The following is a 17,713-nucleotide window of genomic DNA, read 5'->3' as shown; positions in this document are numbered from 1 at the left end:
GGCAGCGGCTGGACGTACCTCGTGACATGGACATGGCTCAAGGCTTTTCCGTGGCGGATCCGCAGCCGAGCGTGGGCGAGGCGTTCGACGTCGTCCTGAAGCCCGCGCCGCATGGCGAGCTTGCGCGCGAGCTGGCGGAGAGACTCACGGAGATCCGTATCGACGAAAATCTCTTCGCTATCGGCCGCGCCGAAGCGCCGTTCGATACGAGTCCGCCCGAAGCCGTGGCGCAGCTCTCGCGCCGTCATGCGCGCATCTTCATCGAGCACGGGTTCGTCTATATCGCCGATCTCGCCAGCAAGAACGGCACGGCCGTAAATGGCACGCCCGTGCGCGAGACGCCCGCGCGCGTGCGAAGCGGCGATGTCATTTCGTTCGGCAGCAAGCTGTCGTATCGCGTGCAGTTCGCGCCGCGCGCGCGGCGTCTGAATGCGCCGAAACCAATCGGCCTCACGCTTACGCCGCAGCGCGACGATCTCGGTCTTCAGCCGATCGAACTCGCGCAGTTTCCGTTTCTCGTCAGCAAGAGCGACGACACGTTTTCGCGTTATCGCGATGAGTATCCGCATCAGGTCAATTACGTGTCACGGCGCCACGCGCATGTGTTCATCAAGAGCGGCGCGCCGTTCGTCGAAGACCTCGGCAGCACCAATGGCACGTTCGTGAACGGCGAGCGGCTCGGCGCGTCGGCGGTCGAACTGAAGAACGGCGATACCGTCGCGTTCGGCGGAACGCACTTCGCGTACGTGGTGCATCTGCACGGCGACGAAAGCGAATCGACGCTCACGGAAATCGTCGCGCAGGTCGCCGCGCCATCGCACGACGACGAATCCGACAGCGACAAGACGACCTTCGTCGGCTCGGCGCATTCGTTTCTCGACATCTTCTGCGTCGATCAGGCCGCGGCGCGCGAGGATGAAGTCAACGAAGAGGCGCAGCCGACACCCGCCGAGGAAAAGCGCCCGGACGCGCGCGCCGCGAAGCGCAGCAAGTTCGGGCTCTTCGTGTCGGAGTTGCGCCGTGTGCTCGCGAACGACGATGCGCGCGCCGCGCGCCGCACGCGCATCATCGTGGCGTGCGTGCTGACGGCGCTCGTTGCAGTCGGCGCCGCGCTTTTCTATAGCGGTTCGAACGAGCGTGAGGCCAAATCGCTGATGGAGCACGGCGAGTACGCCGAGGCCGCGGCCGTCACGAACGATTATCTGAAGACGCATCCGAAGGACGCGCCGTTCACGTCGATGAACACCGAGGCCGTGCTCAAGTCGAACGTGCCGCGCTGGCTTGCTGCACTGAAAAAGGGCGATTTCGCGAACGCGGACGCGATCATCGCGCAGATGCGTTCGCTCAGCGAGCACAACGCAGACGTGCATTCGCTTATCGACGAACTCGAATGGATCGGCAAGCTGGAAAGTTTTGTGATGAGCCGTGGCGGCGCCGAAGCGCCGATCCGCATGTACGGCGACGAGCCGCGCATCGGCGCAATCCTGAAGCATTGGGAAGCGGACGCGGCGGGACATCAGCGCGATCTGGACCGCATCGCGGGCTATGTGCCCGAGTTCCGCGATCCGTATGCGCTCGCGCTGAGTCATCTGCGCAAGCTGCAAAGCGACGATTCGGTGTATCTCGCGGCCATCGAGAGGCTCGATGCGAGCATCGCGAAGAATCTCGGCCAGGACGATCCCGATGCGATCGGCGCGGCGTTGAAGGAATATGCGGACAAGTATCCGCGGCTCGCGGGTCTCGATCGCGTGCGCGCCGATCTCGATGCCTACGCGGGCTTGCGACGCAGCATCAACGGTGCGAGCCTCGCGCCGCTCGCGGGTTCGGTCAGCGAGGCCCATTTCTCGACGCCGCCGTTCCAGGAAAAATTTCGGCAGATGACCGCGAGCCAGTTGCCGCCGCCCGACGTGCTCGCGCAATACACGAGCGTCGCGGATGCATGGAATCGCGGACAGAGCGCGCAGGCGATCGACGCGCTGCAAAAGCTGCCTCAAGGCTCGTGGACGCAGACCGTGCAGAAGGAACTCGCGCACAAGAAAGCCGTGGCCGCGCAGTTCGCCGAGCTGCAAAAGGCGCGCGGCTCGAAGGGCTACGAAGACGCGCTGCTGTCGTTCTACGAGACGCTCGATCTCGAGAGCGACGCGTTCTACGCGAAAGCCGTCGCGCCTGAATTCACCGCGTTGAAGGACAGGGCGACGGCCCGCGCGCAAGCGTTGATGACGCAGGCGCAAACGTCGTGGCAGCAGTATCGGACGAACGGCGGCATCGGCGGATCGCAGCGGCTCGAATCGGGCGTCTCGGATGTGTTCCGGACGCAGGCACGGCTGCTGTCCGACGCGGAAGACGCGGCCACGCGCGGCATGCGTATTTTCCGGCAGGTTAAGGCGGACAGCGCGACGGCGAAGTGGACCGCGCTCGCCAATGAGATCAGCACCGAAGCGGATCTGCAACGGCGTTCGCTGCAGGATCTGCGGATGGTGCTCGAACCGGGGCTTCTCAATACCAAGCTGAGTCTGATCGGCGGAGGCACGAGCAGTGAAGAGAGACGCACACCTTAAGCCGCTGTCGGAGGCGCTAGGCGAACACGGCGCCGAAGGCATCGCGATTCTCACGGCGGAGCCCGCGCGGCTCACGCAGGGCCTTGTCTTCGCGATGGTGGCGCTCGTCGCGTCGGCGCTCGTGTGGTCGTTCGTCGGCCATGCGGACGTGATGGTGACGGCGCAAGGCACGCTCGCGCCGGAATCGGAAGTGCGGCGTTTCTATGCGCCGATCGACGGCGAGCTTGCCGATCTCTATATCGCCGAAGGGCAGCCCGTGCGCAAGGACGATGTCGTCGCGCGCCTGAATGCGCGCGGTGCGATCGAAGCGGCGACCAATGCGCTCGAAGCGCAGCTCAAGCTCGACGATGCCGAGCGCGAATGGAAGCAGTTCCCCGAAAAGAAGCTGCTGATGGAGCGCAAGATCGCCGCGCTCAAGGATCAGATGGATGTGGAAGAGCATCAACATCAGCAGCGCGTGGCCGAAGGCACGAGCAAGCTCGCGGAAGGTCAGAAGGCGCAGTTGCAGGAAGCGCGCAGCACGCTCGAAAACGCGCGCCGCGCCCGCGATGCCGCGAAGGTCGAACTCGACCGCTTTCAGCGTCTGCTCGCGTTGCCGGGCGGCGGCGGCATTGCGGAAGCGCAGGTCGATCAGAAACGCAATGCCTATCTCGAAGCGGACGGCGCGTATCGCGTCGAGCAATCGCGGCTCGCGGAACTCGACTTCCGTCTGAGTCACGATTTCACGCAGGCCAAGCGTCAACTGGAAACGAGCGGTCAGGAAGCGACGAGCCTGCGTCTGCAATACGAAGCCGCGATGCGCGAAGTCGCGAGCACCGAAGACAAGTTGCGTTTGCAACTACAGACCGCGCGCCTCGTCGCGGATGCGGCCGCGCGCATCAAGTTCGAGAACATCGACAAGGACAATTTCCTGTTGATTCTCGCGCCGGTGTCCGGCGTGGTGACGGACGTGACATCGACGCAGCCCGGCGACAAGATACAGGCGAACACGCCGCTCGGCGGCATCGCGCCGGCCAATGCGAAGCCGGTGCTCAAGATCGAGATCGCCGAGCACGACCGCGCGTTTCTGCGCGAAGGGCAGCGCGTGAAGCTCAAGTTCAATGCGTTTCCTTATCAGCGCTATGGCGTGATCGAGGGCACGCTCGCGTTCATTTCGCCCGCGACCAAGCCGAGCCCGACGAGCAAGCAACCCGTCTACGAAGGACGCGTGACGCTCGATCGCGATTCCTATCAGATCGCGGACACGAAGTATCCGCTGCGTTACGGCATGACGGCGACCGCTGAGATCGTCGTGCGCGAGCGTCGCCTCATCGATCTCGGGCTGGATCCGTTCCGCAATGTAGCGGGATAAATATGGGGGGTTACACGGGCGCCGCAACGCGAACATGATGCGCAATTCAACATGGAACCGAACGGAGAACGATATGACGGCGATTGTGCGTATCGACGACGAAGTGGTCGACGTCGGCGAATTCATCAGGTTATTGAAGTTGAATGGTCAGTTCGACAGTCTCATCGAGCAGCTCGTGCGCGACAAGCTCACGGTGCGCGCGGCGAAGAAGTCGGGTATCGCCGTGAGCGACGATGAAATCCAGAATCGCGCCGATCAGTTCCGGCGCATTCGCGGTCTGCATCGCGCGGCGGACATGAACAATTATCTCGATGCGCTGCATGTGAGCCTCGACGAGTTCGAGGTCTTCATCACCGACACGCTGTATCAGGAAAAGATGCTCGACAAGGTAGGCACGGCGCGCGAGATCGAAGAGTACTTCCAGCTCAACTCGCCGAAGTTCGACAGCATCGAAGTCAGTCATATCCTGCTCGACACCGAAGGCAGCGCGAAGGAAATGATCTCGTATCTGAACGACGATCCCGACAGCTTCGCCGACATGGCGCGCGAGCACTCGCTCGCCGACACGCGCGACGCGGGCGGCGTGATCGGCCGCGTGATGCGCGGACAGATGAAACCGGACGTCGAGGCGAAAGTCTTCAACGCGGAGGTCGGTGATCTGCTCGGGCCGTTCGTATCGGCGGACGGCGCATCGTATGAGATTTTCGCGGTGACGGCGAAGTATCCGGCGAAGCTCGACGAGGACGTGTCCGCGGAAATTCGCCGCCTGCTGCGCGAAGACTGGATGATGGCGCGCGCGCAGGAACACGTCATCGAAGCACGCTGATCGACCGGAACGCGACACGACATGGACGCTCCATCGAGCCTTGATTCGCCTGCCGACTTTCTTTCGTCGGTGGAGATTCTTTCGCCCTTCACGCGCGAGGAAATCGAGCAATTCGCGGCGCAAGCGGAGTCGCGGCGCTTCGGTTTCGGCGAGACCGTGTGCAACGCGGGCGATGCGGCCGATGGACTCTATATCGTGAAAGCGGGGTCCGTGCGTATCTTCACCGAAGAGCACGGCAAGGAAATCAGCATGGGGGTGAAGAAGGAGCGCGAGACCTTCGCGGATATCGCGATGCTGCGCGATTATCGCCATGAGTCGTCGGTGCGCTCCTCCGGCAAGACCGAGCTGCTGTTCATCCCGCGCACGGCGATCGACCCCGTCATCGCGAAGAATCCCGCCGCGCTCGCCTTCGTCACGAGCTATGTCGCCATTAACTCGGCGGGCGGTTTCGTCGCAAAGCTCTTCGATTTGCGCGGCAAGCTCGACAAGGCCGAACTCGAAGAATGCGTGCGCAGCGTCGGCGTGAAGCGTGTCGCGGAAGGCAAGGAGATTCTCAAGCAGGAGTCGCGCGACGACCGGCGTCTCTATGTCGTGCGGCAAGGCGAAGTGCGGATCGTGCGCGAAGAGGGCGGCGAGCGGCATGTGCTCGCGACGCTCGGTCCCGGCGAGATCTTCGGCGAGAAGGCCTGCGTGATGCGCCAGGAGCAGATGGCCTCCGCCATCGCGAGCACCGATACGCGCCTGCTCGTGATTCCCGAGAAGACCGTGCACTTCATCATCGAGCGAAACGTGAAGCTGCGCGAAGTGCTCGAAGAGCGCATCCGCTTCACCGAGCGCGAATTGCAGCGGCAGAAGAAGATCACCGAGCGCCGCAAGCTGCCCGCAATGCTCGATCTGCACACGAAGCCCGAACTGGGCGAGCGCGTCATCAAGCGCTTCGCGTGGATCGAGCAGGCGGAGGAGATGGATTGCGGCGCGGCCTGTCTCGCGATGATCTGCCGTCACTACGGCATCAACATGACGCTCGGCAAGCTGCGCGAACTGGCCAACGTCACGACATCCGGCGCGACGCTGGATTCACTCGCACGCGCCGGCGAATCGCTCGGCTTCACGACGCGCGGCGTGCAGTGCACGTTCGAATCGTTGCGCGGCTTCGAGATGCCGTTCATCGCGCATTGGGAGGGATACCACTACATCATCGTCTATGGCGTGTCGAGCGAGAACGTATGGGTCGCGGACCCGGCGATCGACTTCAGGAAGATGACCGTCGGCGAGTTCGAGCGCGGCTGGAGCGGGACGTGTCTGCTTTTCACGCCGGGGCAGGATCTCACGCAAAAGGCCGTGTCGCGTTCGCCGTGGCTGCGTTTCGTCGGCTATCTGAAGCCGTACAAGAAGATCCTGCTGCATCTCTTTCTCGCGACCTTCGTCATTCAAGTGCTGGGCGTGATACCGCCGCTCATCATCCAGAACATTCTCGATGGCGTGATCGTGCATCAGAACGTGAACCTGCTTCATGTGCTGATCGCAGGGCTCATCATCGCGAGCCTGTTCACGCAGCTCATGACGACGATACGTGCGTATCTCGCGAACTTCATGGTCCGCAACATGGACTTCGCGATGATGTCGCAGTTCTTCAGGCACACGTTCTCGCTGCCGTTCGGCTTCTTCGCGAAGCGCAAGACCGGCGATGTGTTCGCGCGCTTTCAGGAGAATCACACGATTCGCGCGTTTCTCACCGAATCGACGGTATCGACCGTGCTGAACCTGCTGATGATCTTCATCTACTTCACGATCATGTTCCTCTACAACGTGAAGCTCACGTTGCTGCTGATTGCGTTCGTCATCCCGATGATGGTGCTCACGGTCGTCGCGACGCCGCGCATCAAGCAGAACGCGCGCGAAACGTTCTCAGCGGGAACGGATGCGCGTTCGTATCTGATGGAAGCACTCGGCGGCGTCGAGACGGTGAAAGGCATGGGTATCGAGCGCGCGGTGCGTCTCAAGTGGGAAAAGAAGTATGCGAAGTCGCTCGAAGTGCAATACAAGTCGCAGCGCTTCAATATCGTGGTGGGCTTGTGCAGCCAGTTGCTCAATGCGGCGACGACCATCGGCGTGTTATGGGTCGGCGCGAATCTCGTGCTTGCGCGCGAACTGACCATCGGGCAACTGATCGCGTTCAATGCCTACATGGGCAGCGTGCTCGCGCCGCTGATGGGTCTCATCAACTTGTGGAGCCTGCTGAACGATGCGGGCGTCGCGATGGAGCGGCTCGGCGACGTGCTCGATATCGAGCCGGAGCAGAAGCCCGAAGACATGCAGCAGCGCGTCATGCTGCCCGACCTGCAGGGCGATATCAGTTTCAACGGCGTGTACTTCCGTTATGGTGAAGGCGATGCGCCCTACGTGCTGGAGAACATCAGCTTCGATATCAAGCCGGGCGAGCTGATTGCGATCGTCGGGCGCAGCGGCTCCGGTAAAACGACGCTCGCGAAACTGCTCGTCGGCTTCTATGCGCCGAGCGAAGGCAAGATGACCGTCGATGGCTACGACATCAACGTCGTCGATAAAGGTTTCTTTCGCGCGCAGATCGGCTATGTGATGCAGAGCAACCTGCTGTTTTCGGGGACGATCGCGGAGAACATCGCGAGCGGCGATGAAGCGCCGGACAGAAGGCGTATCGAAGAAGTCGCGAAGATGGCCGACGCGCACGCGTTCATCGCGAAGATGCCGCTCGGTTATGAGCAGGTGGTCGGCGAGCGCGGCGTAGGGTTGTCGGGCGGACAGATCCAGCGCTTATGCATCGCGCGGGCGCTGTATCACGATCCACGTCTGCTCGTATTCGACGAAGCGACGTCCGCGCTCGATACGCAATCTGAAAGCAATATTCTCGGCAACATGCAGGAGATTTTGAAAGGGCGAACGGCGGTCATCATCGCGCACCGCCTTTCGACGATCATGCGCGCCGACAAGATTCTCGTGCTGTACGAAGGCGGCATCGTCGAACAGGGCAAGCATGACGAACTCGTCGCGAGAAAGGGCATGTACTACCAACTCGTGCAAAAGCAACTGAGCGCAGCATGAAAATACTCGACCAACCGGAAAGCGATACCAGCGCGCCCGCGTCATCGGCGATTTCGTATGCGGGGCTCATCGAGAAGATCGAGATCTTGCGCTCGACGCTTCGATGGACCTCGCGGCTCGAGCGTCCCGAGATCGAAAAGCTGTTGCGGCAGGCGAGCACCCTGCGCGACGAAGTCATGCAACTGTCGCACAAGGAGCGCTTCGTGCAGGCGGCGGCCGCCGAACCGAAGCGCGATCTTCCGCCAGGCGCGCGGCGGCAGGCGCTGATCGAACGCAGCTTCGTATTCGAAGGCACGTTCGGCGATAACCCGAAGTTGCTGGAAGCGCTGGAAATCGCGGAAAAAGCCGCGCCGACGGACTTGCCGGTATTGATCGATGGCGAAAGCGGCACCGGCAAGGAATTGATGGCGAAGGTCATTCACGCGAACGGATCGCGTGCCGACAAGCCGTATATCTCGGTGAACTGCGGCGCGATTCCGGACAATCTGCTGGAGTCCGAACTATTCGGGCATCGCAAGGGCGCGTTCACCGGAGCGAGCAATGATCGCAAGGGAAAATTCGAAAGCGCGCACACGGGCACGATCTTTCTCGACGAGATCGGCGAACTGCCTTTGCAGGGGCAGGTGAAGCTGTTGCGCGTACTGGAAGCGCATGAAATTCAGCGCGTGGGTTCGGACGAGCCCATCGCGGTGGATACGCGCATCGTCGCGGCAACCAATCGCAACTTGCGCAAGTTCTGCGACGAGGGGCGTTTTCGCGAGGATCTGTTTTATCGGCTGAGCGTCATTCATCTGACGCTGCCTGCTTTGCGTGAACGGCGCGATGAAATTCCGCTGCTGCTCGCGTATTTCGGCGACGAAGCGGCCGCGACATTGAAGCGCCGGCCGGTGAAGTTGTCGCCGCGGCTACGGGATTTTCTGCGCAACTATGACTATCCGGGGAACATCCGCGAGTTGCGGAACGTGGTGTACCGCCTCGCGTGTCTTGCGGGCGATATGGCCGACATCGATCATCTGCCGGTCGACATACGGCCGAAGTCATCGCTCTCGCTCGCAATGGGCGGGCCGGCGGCGAGCGGAAACGGAATCGCGACGGCGAGCTCGCTCGCGGAAGCGAAGCGCGTCGCCAGCGACGAAGCGGAGCGCGCGTTTCTCGAACGAGGCTTGCAGGAAACCGGCGGAACGGTGGCCGAGCTTGCGAGACGGTACGAGATGAACCGCTCGCATCTGCAGATGCTTTTGAAAAAGCACGGGCTGCATTCGAAGGAGTTTCGAGCGGCGGCGCAGAAGAACAAGGAGGCGGGCGGTTGAGCCGCCTTTAAATCGACGGATTCACCTGCGTCTTATCCGTCGCCATCAAATCGACCGCATGCGCGACGACCACTGAAATATTGTCGCGCCCGCCCCGCGCGAGCGCGATTTCCAGCAGCCTTTGCGCGGCGACATCGCAATTGCCCGGCGCGAGCTCGCTCATCATTTCGGCTTCGCTGACTTCGTTCGATAAACCGTCGCTGCATAGCAGGAACGTATCGCCGTCGTTCAGGGCGAGCGTGTTCTCGTCGAGTTCGAGCACATCGAGCGCGCCGACCGCGCGCGTGATCAGATGCTGCGCCGGATGATGCAGCGCTTCTTCCGCCGTGAGTTGCCCGCGCGCCTTCAGTTCCTCGACGTGGCTGTGATCGCGCGTGAGCTGCACGAGCCGTCCCTGGCGCAGCAGATAGATGCGGCTGTCGCCGGCCCATACATAACCGCACGCGCCATCGCGCGCAGCGAGCACGACGACCGTGCTGCCGATGCGCGACACCTGGCGCCGCGCCGCTTCCGCACGCAGCTTGTCGTTCACGTCGAGAAGACGCGCGCGGGCATCGGCGATGGTGCCCGCAAGATCGTTCGCCGGCGATACCTTCGCGAGGCTCTCGATCACCATCCGGCTCGCCAGATCGCCGACCGCGTGGCCGCCCATGCCATCGGCGACGGCCCACAGTCCGCGCTCGGGCGCATCGAGCAGCGCGTCTTCGTTGATCTGCCGGACGCAGCCGGTGTCGGTGCGGGCGGCGGATGTCCATCGAAACTCGGTGGTGAAGGTCACGGCAACCTCCGGAATGGTGGGTGACGCGGCGTCGGGCGGGCCTTGCGGACGATCCCGCTCATTGTGTACCAACGCGCGTCCGAAGCGAATCTTGATCTGCACCGCTTTAGCCCGCGCGATTCCCCGCGACCGAATTCGGGCTGACGGTAAGGGTCGCGCCGTTGCCCGTATTGCTGACCGCGACGTTCTGAAACTGATTGACCATCTGGCCGACCGTGATGTTCGTCACGTTATTGGTGATGTTGTTCGTGACCGCGTAGATGTTGTTGGTCACATCGACCAGGGTAATCGCGCCGGCTGCGGCCCCGCCGCCCGATGAACGCTCCACGAAAGGCGTGATCCAGCCGAACACCCACGGCGCACCGCCTCCGCCGCTGATGGCCGACATCGCCGCGCGATCCAGCACGCGGTCGTATTCGAGATCGCTGACGGTCAAGGCGCACATGTCGTTTCTCCGGGATGGCCTGTGAGCAGGACGCACGGATCAATGCAAGGCCCATGCCGACGCACGCCAAATGGCGGAGATTGCGTCCGAATCGCCGATGGGGCGGCGTTCTGGCGGCATCGGCGCAAACGAAATGGCAGGGTGCCGAATCGCATCCGTTGGATCGTCGCCAACAAGCGATGTTGGCGTCGCGCCGCATAACCAACACACGCGGCGCGCGTCCGATCGGCCCGCACGACGCGAATTCTGGTGCAGCAGGTCCAACAAACGCGCAAGAAAACTGTTGGCCGATGAAAAACACAACGCCGTCGAAACACGCTCCCGATTCCGCAATAACCACGCGTAATCAATGGCTTATCGGAACTGGCAAGGAAGATGCGAAAGGCTAGGCAACCCGGCGCCGAACAAACACCTGGCGCCAGGCAAAGAAAAATCGGAGCCAGCCATGTCAACCATCCAGCAAATCGGACTGATCGAACAGCAAGCCGCCGCGAACGGCTTCTCGCTCGACGACGAACCCGCGCTCGGCACCGAACTCGTCACGCGCCGTTCCGGCTATGAACATCACGGCATCTACGCCGGCAACGGCATGGTCATCCACTATGCCGGTTTCGCGAAGTCGCTGCATCGCGGCCCGGTCGAGGAAGTCCCGGTCGAGCAGTTCGCCGCCGGTCATGAAGTCACGATCCGCCAGAACCCGGCCGCGAAGTTCGTCGGCATGGAAGCGGTGCGCCGCGCCCGCAGCCGCCTCGGCGAAGACAACTATCACCTGCTCACCAACAACTGCGAGCACTTCGTTACGTGGTGCCTCGACGGCCGCGCCCGCAGCCGTCAGGTGCAAGCGTGCTTCATCGATCCCCACGCGGCCGTCAGAGCCGTGGCGGGACTCTTCCGCGCCTATGTCGCCGCCGAACGCCGCCGCCGCATGAATGTGGCGCTCGCAGCCTGAACCTCACGTTTTGCCGATCGATTCCGAGGAGACCATCATGCAAACCACCGAAAACTCGCTGCACTGGGCCGTCGACAAATGGCTCGCCCCGACTGCCGCGCATCCGGCACGCGTCGTGCGTCTGTGCCGTTCGCATGTCACCGGCGCGCGCTACGTCTGCATCGAGGCGCAGCATCCGGGCGGCCCGCTCGCGATCATCTTCTTCCGCCATGACGACGGCACCTGGAACGTGTTTCCGCCGCAAGCGAAGCGTCCGTCGATGAGCGCGGCGCGCCTCGCCGCCTGAAGGCGCGTACGATCGGCCGGGACGCGTCGGGCGGCCCCGGCTTTGACACGGCAATCCCGCTGCCGCTACTCTAGGCGCATCGTCGCGGCCATTTGGATGAAGCCGCCGGTCGCACGGAAGCAGCAGGTCGTGGTAGTTTTGCGTCCGTGAACCAGATCGTACATTTTCGAGGTATTGCCGATGACCCAGCCCGACTCCTCTTCCTCCGCCCGCGCGACGCCCGATTCGAACCTCGGCGACAATCCGCTCGGCATCGCGGGGCTGGAGTTCGTCGAGTTTTCCAGCCCCGATCCTGAAGGGCTCGCCCGACTGTTCGAGACGCTCGGCTTCGTGCCCGTCGCGCAGCACATCAGCAAGGCGGTGACGCTCTTTCGCCAGCGCAGCATGAATTTTCTGTTGAACGCGGAGCCGGATTCGTTCGCGTCGCGCTTTGCCGAGTCGCATGGCGTCGGCATCGCGGCGATCGGCATTCGCGTGCTCGATGCGCAGGTCGCCCACGAGCGCGCGCTCGAATACGGCGCGTGGGATTTCGAGGGCGAAAAAATCGGCCCGAACGAGCTTGCGATTCCGGCGATTCAAGGCATCGGCGATTCGCATATCTATTTCGTCGATCACTGGCCAGGCAAGAACAGCGGCGAGACATCGATCTACGACATCGACTTTCGTCCGATTCCGGGAGCACGCGCGGATCTCAACGGCACGGGCCTGCTCGAAGTCGACCACTTCACGCAGACGGTCGGCGCAGGCCGCATTCAGGAATGGCTCGATTTCTATCGAGAAGTGCTGCACTTCTCGGAGATTCATCAGGTGCATCCGGACTGGCACGTCTCGCAGGATTCCGCCGTCACGCTTTCGCCGTGCGGCTCGATCCGCATTCCGGTGTACGAGGAAGGCACCTATCGCACGGATCTGATGCAGCAATATCTGCCCGATCACGAAGGCGAGGGCGTGCAGCATATCGCGCTGGCATCGGCGGATATTTTCGCTTCCGTCGATGCATTGATGGCGCGCGGCGTGCGCTTCCTGCAGCCGCCGCCGCGCTATTACGACGAGATCGACGAGCGTCTGCCGGGCCACGGTCTCGACATCGGAAAGCTGCGCACGCGCGGCATTCTCGTCGACGGCGAGATTCTCGGAGACGGCACGCCGCAGCTTTTTCTGCAGACGTTCGTCGAGCGCAAGCCCGGCGACATGTTCTTCGAGATCGTCGAGCGGCGCGGGCATCACGGATTCGGCGAGGGCAATCTCGCCGCGATCGCGAAGGCGCGCGGCTGACGCGACTCATTGCACGACGACCGTCCCCGTCATGTGCGGATGCAGCGAACAGAAGTACTTGTACGTGCCCGGTTTGTCGAACACATGCGAGAAGCTGTCGCCGCTGTCGAGCGGATCGGACTTGAAGCTCTTTCCCTCGTCGGCGACGGTATGCAGCATGTCGTCGTGATTCACCCACGTCACCTTCGTACCGACGGGCACGGTAATCGTCGCCTGATTGAACGCGAAGTTGTCGATGGAAACGGTCGGCGCGTTCGCCAGCGCGACCTGTTGCGCGGGTTCTGCCGCGCACGCCGACGGAATCGCCACGCCGATGACGCCTTTCACGACCAGCGCAAGCGCGGCCTGGCGCAGCAGCTTGCCGGCGAGCGGGCGGAGATTGTCGGGCGAAACGTAGTGCGCAATCGTCGATGCGATCATGACTGCACCCCCGCGAGCGACGTATCGGTGACGGCAAGTTGCCCGCGTCCCGCGATATGCGTGACTTCGCGCAGGCCGAGCATCGTGCGCAATTGTTCGGATGGCACTTTCATCGGCCCCGGACCGGACGGTGCGCCCGGCGCGGGCTGCGGAAACGCCGTCGACATCGCCGAATAAAAGCGCATCTCTCCCTCCACTTTCTGCGCCACCTGATGGACGTGGCCGTTCAGCACCGTTACCGAGCCGAAGCGTTTCAAGAGCGCGAGCGCCTGCGCGCTGTCGTCGGTGCCCCATCCCCATTGCGGATACAACGCCCACAGCGGAATGTGCGCGAACACGACGATCGGCGTGCTGCTCGATTTGCCCTGCAGATCCGCCTTGAGCCACGCGAGCTGCGCATCGCCGAGAAAGCCGAGGCCGCCGCCCTTCAGGTCGATCACGTTGGTCAAGCCGATGAAATGCACGCCGCCCTGATCGAAGCTGTACCAGTGACGCGTGCTGCCTTTGCCGTATTGCCCGGAAAAGCGGTCGAAAAACGCGTTGCCTTCTTCGACCAGCACGTCGTGCTCGCCGGGAACGTAATGCACGTCCATGCCCGACTTGCCGATGATCTGCGTCGCCGTGTCGAATTGCGCGGGCTTCGACAGATGCGTGATGTCGCCCGTGTGGATCATGAACGCGGGGCGTTTTTCCATCGCGCTCACGCGGTTGATGGCTTCTTCGAGCGTGCTCGTCGGCTCCGTGTTCGGATCCTTGTTGAAGCCGATGTGACTGTCGCTGATCTGCACGAAGCTAAACGAGCCGGTCTGCTCGGCCGCTTCCGCCGAAGAGATCAGGCGCGAAACGGGCACGCCGCCGCTCACCGTCCAGATGACGCCGGCGCCCGCCCAGGCCATGCACGAAAGTGCGGTGCGGCGGCGCTTGCCGTGCTCGTCGAGTTCGTCGCGTTGCTGCGCGGGCGGCAGTGCGTTCGGGTCGGGTTTCATGATGGTTCCTTTGATGATGACGGCCGCGGTTCTTGTCGTTCGAATCGGTGAAGTCGGGCCCACGGCGGCTCGGTGCATGGGCGCGAAGCCGGCGATGCCCGTTGCGGCGGGCAGGATCGCGTTGGCATCCGTCCATCGAACCAGCGAATGCGGCGGGATATTCCCGCTATATTTTTTTGAGTCGCCGTTGCAAACGGGAATAAAGCGCCCGCGTGAGGAGTAACGGATGGGAAGGCGCGGAAAAGCGATGCCGCCGCGCCCGAACGAAGTTTTCCGAACGTGATTGTGGAAAGGAGACCCGCGCGATGTGGCCAGGCAGGTCGAAAGAAGACAGGTCCGGGCGCCGCGGCCAGGCGGACGCCGAGGCGGTCCACGCGCGCTTCGAAGCGACGGTGATGCCGCATCTGGACGCCGCGTACAACCTCGCGCGCTGGCTATCGGGAAGCGCGAACGATGCCGACGATGTCGTGCAGGAAGCCTATCTGCGCGCGTTCCGTTTCTTCGGCGGATTCGAAGGCGGCGAGGAGGCGAACGCGCGTGCGTGGCTGCTCGCGATCGTGCGCAATACGTGGTTCACGGAATGGCGGCGGCGCGTGCAACTCGCCGACGCGACGCCCTACGACGAGGAACTGGGCGGCGACGAAGCCTTGCCGGGATGGTCGGAGGAAGGCGCGGCCGATCCCGAAACGCTCGCCGTGCGCCGCGACGAAATTCATCTGGTGCATCGCGCGCTGGAGGCGCTGCCGATCGCCTTTCGCGAGGTGCTGGTGTTACGCGAACTCGAAGACATGAGCTACAAGGAAGTTGCATCCGTGACCGGCGTGCCGATCGGCACGGTGATGTCACGGCTCGCGCGCGGCCGCAAGATGCTGGCGGGGGCGGTGCGCGCGGCCCAGGGCGGGCAGGACAAGCCGAGCGTGCGCCTCGTGCGCCGCGCGGGACCGGGTCACGCAGAGGAGTCGGGAAATGGAAAATAACGAAATTGCCTCGCTCGATGCGAGGCTTACCGATGGTTCGCTGTATCAGCGCGCGCCGGTGCATCTGCGCACGCAAGTGCTGGCGCGCGTGCGGGCTCAGGCCGAGGAAGAGGCGCGCAGGCGCGAGCCGGCGCGTCCGGCGAAACGCGGCTCGCGCAATCCGTTTGCCGCGCCGTGGCCGTTCTTCGGCGGCGCATTCGCGGGCGCGACGCTCTCGGCGCTCGTGCTCGGCACGATGCTGTGGTTCCAGGCGCTGCCGCTCGTCTCGTCCGTATCGACGGGCTCGCCCATCGCGCAGGAGATCGTGTCGAGCCATGTGCGCGCGCTGATGTCGGATCGTCCGATCGACGTGTTGTCCAGCGACAAGCACACGGTTAAGCCGTGGTTCAACGGCCGGATCGACTATGCGCCGCCGGTGATCGATCCGGCGGGTCCGGGCTTCGCGCTCGTCGGCGGACGGCTGGATTACATCGATCATCGGCCGGTGGCGGTCGTCGTGTATCGCTACCTGAAGCATCCGATCGACGTGTACGTATTTCCCGAGCGCAAGGGCGAAGCGAAGACGGAGCCGGTCGTCACGCAATCCGACGATGGTTACGCGCTCGCGCGCTGGAATCACGATGGCATGACGTTCTGGGCCGTCACCGATGCATCGGGCGCGGTGCTGCGTCAGTTCGCGCACGCGATCGAAACCGGTGCGCCGCGATAACAAGTGCATCGCGCAAACGCTGTCATCGCTGCGATAGCCTGAAGAGTGCGCAAGGTTACGCGCGGTCATCCTCCGGGATGCCGCGCGTTTTTTTCTTTGGCGTTACGCGTATACCCGCTGTTTTCTCCGTTTCGAAAGCTTTGAAAACGCTTTGGGATGCTGTCTAAATTCGCATCTTTTCCGGGTTATGCCGGGCTTTGCACAGTTGCGATGCATTGGGTGTGGCCTAACGCTCGTGCTCTTCGGGTATGTCCGAATATGGTCATATCCTTACATTTTTCTAAACTCGCTCACAGTCGATGTAATCGATAACGCGGAATGCGTTTAAAAGGCATTGCGAAATTCGCCGCGTTGCATGGGACTTTCAAATAACGAATCAGGCGACGGAGACACACATGAAGATGAAGCTCATTGCGAGCACGCTCGCGTTCGGCGTTTTCTCGTTGGCGCACGCGGCCGACCCGATCAAGATCGGCGTCGATGGTCCGTTCACGGGCGGTTCGTCTTCCATGGGTGTCAGCATGCGCGATGGCGTGCGTCTTGCCACCGCCGAGATCAACAAATCTGGCGGCGTGCTTGGGCGTCAGATCGTGCTGGTCGAGCGCGATGACGAAGCGAAGAACGAGCGCGGCGTGCAGATCGCGCAGGAGCTCATCAACAAGGAGAAGGTTGTCGCGGTTGTCGGCTATATCAACACGGGCGTAGCGCTCGCATCGCAGCGCTTCTTTCAGGAAGCGAAGATTCCGGTGTTCAACAATGTCGCGACCGGCACGGTGGTGACGAAGCAATTCGACGATCAGCCCGATAACTACGTGTTCCGCAACGCTGCCGCCGATCGCATTCAGGCACCGATGATCGTCGAGGAAGCGGTGACGAAGCGTGGCTTCAAGAAGGTCGCGATTCTCGCCGATTCGACCAACTACGGCCAGCTCGGCCGCGAGGATCTGGAAAAGGCGCTTGCCGCGAAAGGCGTGAAGCCCGTCGCCGTGGAGAAGTTCAACATCAAGGACGTCGACATGACGGCCCAGTTGCTGAAGGCGAAGGAGGCGGGTGCGGAAGCGGTGCTGACTTACGGCATCGGGCCCGAGCTTGCGCAGATCGCGAACGGCATGGCCAAGCTTGGATGGAAGGTGCCTTTGATCGGTAGCTGGACGCTTTCGATGGCCAATTACATCGACAATGCCGGCACTAACGGCGAAGGTGCGCGCATGCCGCAGACTTTCATTCAGGAAGCGAACACGCCGAAGCGCAAGGCCTTCATCGAGGCTTATCTGAAGGAATTCAAGCCGAAGAACGAGCGGATCGATTCGCCGGTTTCTGCTGCGCAAGGTTATGACTCGGTGTATTTGCTTGCTGCGGCGATCAAGCAGGCGGGGACGACGGATGGGCCGAAGGTCAAGGAAGCGCTCGAGAATTTGAACACTAAGGTGGAAGGTGTCGTGATGGTGTACGACAAGCCCTTTACGAAGGGCGATCACGAGGCTATTACGCCGAATGTGCCGGTTATCGGGGAGGTGAAGGGCGGGCGGGTGATCTATGCGTATGACGCCGATAAGAAAGGCGGCGGGACTCTGCGGTCCAAGCAGACCACTACTGCTTCGAATTGATTTTTTTATATCGCCGGATCCCGTATTCGTGTCGGTCTATTAGCGTTGCCCCTGTGCGGGGCGGCACCTACTTTCTTTGCTGCTGCAAAGAAAGTAGGCAAAGAAAGCAGCTTTTCAAGCCCGCGGTCACACGCAATTTTGGGTAGTTCTCTCGT

At 62.5% G+C, this 17,713-nt stretch carries 15 protein-coding genes; 11 read left to right on the top strand and 4 right to left on the bottom strand.

All coding sequences use genetic code 11. The annotated features are described in order from the left end of the window. Positions 1-32 precede the first annotated feature (32 nt). From QCE58_RS26725 to QCE58_RS26705, 5 genes are all read left to right on the top strand, one after another. Positions 33-2,558, top strand: coding sequence for an FHA domain-containing protein (locus QCE58_RS26725; RefSeq protein WP_250521751.1), 2,526 nt, complete (start codon positions 33-35; stop codon positions 2,556-2,558). Then, a complete protein-coding gene (locus QCE58_RS26720; RefSeq protein WP_008353252.1) occupies positions 2,536-3,909 on the top strand; it encodes an HlyD family efflux transporter periplasmic adaptor subunit in 1,374 nt (457 codons plus the stop codon). Before QCE58_RS26725 ends, QCE58_RS26720 begins: the two co-directional genes overlap by 23 nt. A 73-nt stretch (positions 3,910-3,982) precedes the next feature. Further along, entirely contained in the window at positions 3,983-4,735 is a 753-nt protein-coding gene (locus QCE58_RS26715; protein WP_008353254.1) for a peptidylprolyl isomerase, read from the top strand. 21 nt (positions 4,736-4,756) lie between these two features. Beyond that, positions 4,757-7,816, top strand: coding sequence for a peptidase domain-containing ABC transporter (locus QCE58_RS26710; RefSeq protein WP_250521699.1), 3,060 nt, complete (start codon positions 4,757-4,759; stop codon positions 7,814-7,816). Then, positions 7,813-9,126: a sigma-54-dependent Fis family transcriptional regulator gene (locus tag QCE58_RS26705; RefSeq protein WP_008353257.1), complete on the top strand. Its 1,314-nt coding sequence runs from the start codon at positions 7,813-7,815 to the stop codon at positions 9,124-9,126. Before QCE58_RS26710 ends, QCE58_RS26705 begins: the two co-directional genes overlap by 4 nt. Positions 9,127-9,133: 7 nt before the next feature. On the opposite strand, the gene QCE58_RS26700 is transcribed toward QCE58_RS26705, so the two are convergent. Continuing rightward, complete coding sequence (locus tag QCE58_RS26700; RefSeq protein ID WP_250435870.1) at positions 9,134-9,904, bottom strand: protein phosphatase 2C domain-containing protein; 771 nt, start codon at positions 9,902-9,904, stop codon at positions 9,134-9,136. A 106-nt stretch (positions 9,905-10,010) separates the two neighbouring features. Further along, positions 10,011-10,349: a hypothetical protein gene (locus QCE58_RS26695; protein WP_250521698.1), complete on the bottom strand. Its 339-nt coding sequence runs from the start codon at positions 10,347-10,349 to the stop codon at positions 10,011-10,013. A 445-nt stretch (positions 10,350-10,794) separates the two neighbouring features. On the opposite strand from QCE58_RS26695, the gene QCE58_RS26690 reads away from it, so the two are divergent. The 3 genes from QCE58_RS26690 (at position 10,795) to QCE58_RS26680 (ending at position 12,859) form a co-directional block, all read left to right on the top strand. Continuing rightward, positions 10,795-11,298 (top strand): lecithin retinol acyltransferase family protein, encoded by a 504-nt coding sequence (locus QCE58_RS26690; RefSeq protein WP_250440632.1) that lies wholly within the window; start codon positions 10,795-10,797, stop codon positions 11,296-11,298. Between the two features lie 37 nt (positions 11,299-11,335). Next, complete coding sequence (locus QCE58_RS26685) at positions 11,336-11,584, top strand: hypothetical protein (protein WP_033537064.1); 249 nt, start codon at positions 11,336-11,338, stop codon at positions 11,582-11,584. Between the two features lie 180 nt (positions 11,585-11,764). Then, entirely contained in the window at positions 11,765-12,859 is a 1,095-nt protein-coding gene (locus QCE58_RS26680) for a 4-hydroxyphenylpyruvate dioxygenase family protein (RefSeq protein ID WP_250456796.1), read from the top strand. A 6-nt stretch (positions 12,860-12,865) separates the two neighbouring features. On the opposite strand, the gene QCE58_RS26675 is transcribed toward QCE58_RS26680, so the two are convergent. Both QCE58_RS26675 and QCE58_RS26670 read right to left on the bottom strand, forming a co-directional pair. Continuing rightward, the gene (locus QCE58_RS26675; protein ID WP_008353264.1) at positions 12,866-13,279 is read right to left on the bottom strand and encodes a cupredoxin family copper-binding protein; all 414 of its coding nucleotides are present in this window, start codon (positions 13,277-13,279) and stop codon (positions 12,866-12,868) included. Continuing rightward, on the bottom strand, positions 13,276-14,265 hold the full coding sequence (locus QCE58_RS26670) for a metallophosphoesterase (RefSeq protein WP_175979380.1): 990 nt from the start codon (positions 14,263-14,265) through the stop codon (positions 13,276-13,278). Before QCE58_RS26670 ends, QCE58_RS26675 begins: the two co-directional genes overlap by 4 nt. Positions 14,266-14,570: 305 nt before the next feature. Here QCE58_RS26670 and QCE58_RS26665 point away from each other — a divergent pair, with 305 nt between their 5' ends. The 3 genes from QCE58_RS26665 (at position 14,571) to QCE58_RS26655 (ending at position 17,558) form a co-directional block, all read left to right on the top strand. Beyond that, positions 14,571-15,242: an RNA polymerase sigma factor gene (locus tag QCE58_RS26665; RefSeq protein WP_008353267.1), complete on the top strand. Its 672-nt coding sequence runs from the start codon at positions 14,571-14,573 to the stop codon at positions 15,240-15,242. Then, a complete protein-coding gene (locus QCE58_RS26660) occupies positions 15,232-15,951 on the top strand; it encodes an anti-sigma factor (protein ID WP_250521697.1) in 720 nt (239 codons plus the stop codon). The genes QCE58_RS26665 and QCE58_RS26660 overlap by 11 nt, the downstream gene beginning before the upstream one ends. Positions 15,952-16,346: 395 nt before the next feature. Continuing rightward, positions 16,347-17,558: an ABC transporter substrate-binding protein gene (locus QCE58_RS26655; protein ID WP_008353271.1), complete on the top strand. Its 1,212-nt coding sequence runs from the start codon at positions 16,347-16,349 to the stop codon at positions 17,556-17,558. The last annotated feature ends 155 nt before the right edge of the window (positions 17,559-17,713 follow it).

It is taken from the genome of Caballeronia sp. LZ028 (assembly GCF_031451415.1).
GTDB classification, from domain to species: Bacteria; Pseudomonadota; Gammaproteobacteria; order Burkholderiales; family Burkholderiaceae; genus Caballeronia; species Caballeronia zhejiangensis.
This window is presented reverse-complemented; position numbering and strand designations above follow the sequence as displayed.